Source organism: Siphonobacter sp. (genome assembly GCF_048595215.1).
Lineage (GTDB): Bacteria > Bacteroidota > Bacteroidia > Cytophagales > Spirosomataceae > Siphonobacter.
In genome coordinates this window covers 1-3,808 of the sequence record NZ_JBMDWJ010000055.1, presented here as the reverse complement: position 1 = coordinate 3,808, position 3,808 = coordinate 1, and the positions used below count along the sequence as shown (strand labels likewise).

Below are 3,808 nucleotides of genomic sequence, written 5' to 3'. Positions count from 1 at the left end.
GCCTATTGCTGTATTCTGCTGGTTTTTGTAGATACGCATAATGCTTATGCGGTCGATAAACGACTACGCTAATAGTTCCCCTTTGTATACGTTGGTTCGTATTCCCTTTTGAAAATTTTATGAAAAAAAGTTTGTTTTCACTCACCGTAGGCGGCTTTGGGATTGGAATGACCGAGTTCGTCATGATGGGAATTCTACCGGATATTTCCCGTACGCTTAATATTTCCATTCCCGTAGCTGGGCACCTGATTTCGGCGTATGCCCTGGGTGTCGTATTGGGAGCTCCTTTGCTGGTAGGCATCGCGGGCAATTACCCGCCCAAAAAGATCCTACTGGGCTTGATGGCTATGTTTACCTTCTGTAATGCCTTGTCAGCCTTTGCTCCGAATTACGAAATCATGATGCTGACCCGTTTGCTTTCGGGTTTGCCGCACGGAGCCTTCTTTGGCGTGGGTGCCGTAGTGGCGAGTCGGTTGGCTACGCCAGGTAAAGAAGCACAGGCGATTTCCATGATGTTTGCTGGCCTGACCATTGCCAATATCATTGGGGTTCCGCTGGGTACGTACATTGGCCATACCATGAGCTGGCGGATTACCTTTCTGATTATTGCGGTTGTTGGATTGATTACGGTCCTGAGTATTCAACAGTTACTACCGGCTATGCCACCCGTCAGTGAGTCCAGTATACTGAAAGATCTGAAACTCTTTACGCGGGTTGAACCCTGGCTGATTCTCGGTATTACAGCAATTGGTACGGGCGGACTGTTTGCCTGGTTTAGCTATATCGCTCCCTTACTGACGGAAGTAGGCGGTTTCAGAAGCGACCAGATTACTTGGATTCTGGTACTGGCGGGCGTTGGAATGGCGGTAGGGAATCTCATCTCTGGGATGGCTGCCGATTCCATTTCACCGATCAAAGCCACGGCTTTATTCTTATCCTTGATGGTAGTTTGTTTGATTGTGGTATCCTTCGTAGCTCCGTTCAAAATTCCATTATTAGTCATGACCTTCATTACGGGAGCCATTTCATTTACGCTCGGAGCACCCATTCAGATTCTAATGATTCGGGCCGCCAACGGTTCCGAAATGCTGGCTTCTTCGGTTAGTCAGGCAGGCTTTAATATTGGTAATGCTTTGGGTGCCTATCTGGGTGGACTTCCCATCGCTGCGGGTCTGGGTTATACTTCGCCGCAGTGGGTAGGAGCGATGCTGGCCTTTACGGGATTCCTGATGGCAGTGATGATGTACTTCCGTCAGAAAAGTGTAGCGAAAACCGAAGTATTGGCTTAACTCCTACGAGTACAAGAAAAAAAGCCTCATCCGTTCGGATGAGGCTTTTTTCTTGTACAACGAAGGCATCTTAAAGTCAGTACTTAGGTCAGGTTTTCCCGAACCTGCCGTTTTAAATACGTACTGTAGTCGGTCAACTGCGATTCGTACTCCTGATGCATGAAGGGAGAAGTTAGCAGAAAATCGGCGGTAGCCCGGTTACAGGCCATGGGAATATTCCACACGACGGCCAATCGTAAAAGAGCTTTCACATCCGGGTCGTGCGGTTGGGATTCCATAGGATCCCAGAAGAAAATGATTGCATCAATCTTTTCCTCGGCAATCATGGCTCCGATCTGCTGATCACCTCCCAGCGGACCCGAAAGCAGTTTGATAATCGGAACCTTCAAGGTCTCTTCTAAAAGCCGGCCCGTAGTACCCGTGGCAAAAAGCTGGTGTTGACTTAAAAAATCACGGTTTTTAATCGCCCAGTCTAAGATTTCGGCCTTTTTATGGTCGTGAGCCACCAGGGCAATGCGTTTATGGGGAGTAAGGTGTCGGTTTGGCATTTCAAATCACTAGGTTAGGGCTGGCAGCAGGCCAGGTAAAAGGTTTAAAATCAAAAGTATTTTTTAATTCCTGCAAGAAGGCATACTGATGAGCAATAGCATTGGCTCCTACGGAATCTGGTCGTAGATGATCTCGTTCCTGACAGACTTCCAAAGGTGGATCAAACAGCTTGTACTGCATTTCGAAGGATGGAACGTTACGCAACAACTGCGTTTTGTACGCGTCGAAGTAAGCCTTTTTTAGGTGCGTATTGTCCATAATGACGTGCCAGCCATCGCGTAGGGCATCGAGCAGTAATCGCGTATGCATTCGTTCGACCAGCCGCTCAATCCGGTCCTGATCTTCCTTGGGCCAGTGCCAGTAGGCTCCCAGTGATACGGGGATCAAACTGCGGCGAAGTTCATCCCGACTGATCCGTAACCAGTTCGGTTCATTCTGACAAAATTCTTTGGCCCAGGTCGATTTCCCGCTTCCGCTGACGCCCACTAAAATAAGGACTTGTTTCATGGATCGGGTCACTAAAAATTTCGTGAAAGCAAAAATCTAAAAAAAGCAAAAACCGTAAAGCACAAGCCTTACGGTTTTTTCAGTATCGGGAGGGCTTGCCAAGGGTTATTTCGCAAAGGCATCCGCCAGTTTATTCAGCTCGGCGTCCGTCGGTTTGCCCGAAGTAATCACCACACGATAGCGAAATACGACGGATTGTCCTTTCTTAAGCTGATAATTCAGCTCTTTTTTCCCTTCCGTAAATACTTTTTCACCCAGTGGATTCAGAGCGAACAGGCCGTAATCGCGGGCATGCCAGTACGTTGGATAGTTTACGTTTTTCGGGTGATCGATTAGGACAATGGAAACGTCTTCTTTACTAATCTTGCCCGTCAGGTTCATCCAGCGACCCCGGGTACTCCAGACTTTGGCTCCTTCTACGCCCTCGCTCGAACGATAATTGCCGGTTACTCCGGTATTATCAAGTTTGGGAACGGCGGTTACGACACCGTTGGCATCCGTATACTTCTCGGCTTTTGTGGAGGGAAGTTCCAGCTGCCGGGCTACCCGGATGGCAAACATACCATCTTTAACATCCTTGAAGTGAGCATCTTCCACGGCTTTTAGTACCGTAATGCGGTCGATGATGCGTTGTTTGTCAGAAGCCGTAAAGAAGTACGTAGTCGTTTCTTGCAGTACCTTTTTACCTTTGCCGTTGTCTTCAACCCAATCGGCGGTTACCGTCAATTCGGCTCGTTTACCATCTTTCTTGGATTTGATTCCCGTATGCCGGATCGTACCATATTTAGCATTGGGATTGGGCGGCGTGTTGGAGTTGTTCCAGTAATCGTAGCCGTTGACATCCTCGTAATTAAACCAGATCCCTACGTGGTGCGGGTGATCAACCCGTTCGCCGGGACGTGGATCAAGCGGCCAGCCCCGAGTAATGAGATTACCCTGGGGCGAGTATACCGGATACAATACCGCTTTTTTTAGTACCGCTTCGCCGGGGAAGAAATAACTGGTAAAAGGTTTACCGTCCACGACTACATCTATTTTGTTAGCCTTTTCATTGGACTTCAATTCAATTAATTTCTGGCCTGAAGCATACGTACCCGTAAGCAGCAGGGCGGTGGTGATAAGTCTAGAGACGTGATTCATACCATCGGTTTTGTAAGTACTGGTCTAAAAAAGACCCTTTCTTGAGGTAAAACCCCTCAACGACCCTTTATTTTTTTGTTCTGAAGAAGCCAAACAAGGCAAGTATCCACGGATACTGCTGCGGATAGAAGCTTTCAGTACAGAAGAAAAAATAGGAATGATTTAAGAAAGGTTTAAAAATTGTTACTCATTTCTTCGGTGAATAGTAACTTTTGAAGCATAATTGATAGGAAATTATCCGTGAAAACAAAAAATTAATTTGGATTAATTTAATAACAGCATCTTTTTGAAAAGGTAGTTTTTCATTCACTATCCAAAATAGG

The 3,808-nt window shown here is 46.9% G+C and carries 4 protein-coding genes; 1 reads left to right on the top strand and 3 read right to left on the bottom strand.

Annotation, left to right across the window (positions count from 1 at the left end; genetic code table 11):
* Positions 1–119: 119 nt before the first annotated feature.
* Positions 120–1,289, top strand: coding sequence for an MFS transporter (locus ACOJTG_RS03555; RefSeq protein WP_420152547.1), 1,170 nt, complete (start codon positions 120–122; stop codon positions 1,287–1,289).
* A gap of 83 nt (positions 1,290–1,372) precedes the next feature.
* Here ACOJTG_RS03555 and ACOJTG_RS03550 read toward each other — a convergent pair whose 3' ends face one another.
* From ACOJTG_RS03550 to ACOJTG_RS03540, 3 genes are all read right to left on the bottom strand, one after another.
* The gene (locus ACOJTG_RS03550; protein WP_094810713.1) at positions 1,373–1,837 is read right to left on the bottom strand and encodes a methylglyoxal synthase; all 465 of its coding nucleotides are present in this window, start codon (positions 1,835–1,837) and stop codon (positions 1,373–1,375) included.
* Position 1,838: 1 nt separating this feature from the next.
* Positions 1,839–2,357, bottom strand: a complete 519-nt coding sequence (locus ACOJTG_RS03545; RefSeq protein WP_420152546.1) for an AAA family ATPase — start codon at positions 2,355–2,357, stop codon at positions 1,839–1,841.
* A 93-nt stretch (positions 2,358–2,450) separates the two neighbouring features.
* The gene (locus tag ACOJTG_RS03540) at positions 2,451–3,485 is read right to left on the bottom strand and encodes a PmoA family protein (protein WP_420152545.1); all 1,035 of its coding nucleotides are present in this window, start codon (positions 3,483–3,485) and stop codon (positions 2,451–2,453) included.
* Positions 3,486–3,808: the final 323 nt, after the last annotated feature.

Bases quoted from the DNA above. Each gene is read 5' to 3' on its own strand.
- ACOJTG_RS03555 (WP_420152547.1), top strand. From the start codon at position 120: ATGAAAAAAAGTTTGTTTTCACTCACCGTAGGCGGCTTTGGGATTGGA.
- ACOJTG_RS03540 (WP_420152545.1), bottom strand. From the start codon at position 3,485: ATGAATCACGTCTCTAGACTTATCACCACCGCCCTGCTGCTTACGGGT.
- ACOJTG_RS03550 (WP_094810713.1), bottom strand. From the start codon at position 1,837: ATGCCAAACCGACACCTTACTCCCCATAAACGCATTGCCCTGGTGGCT.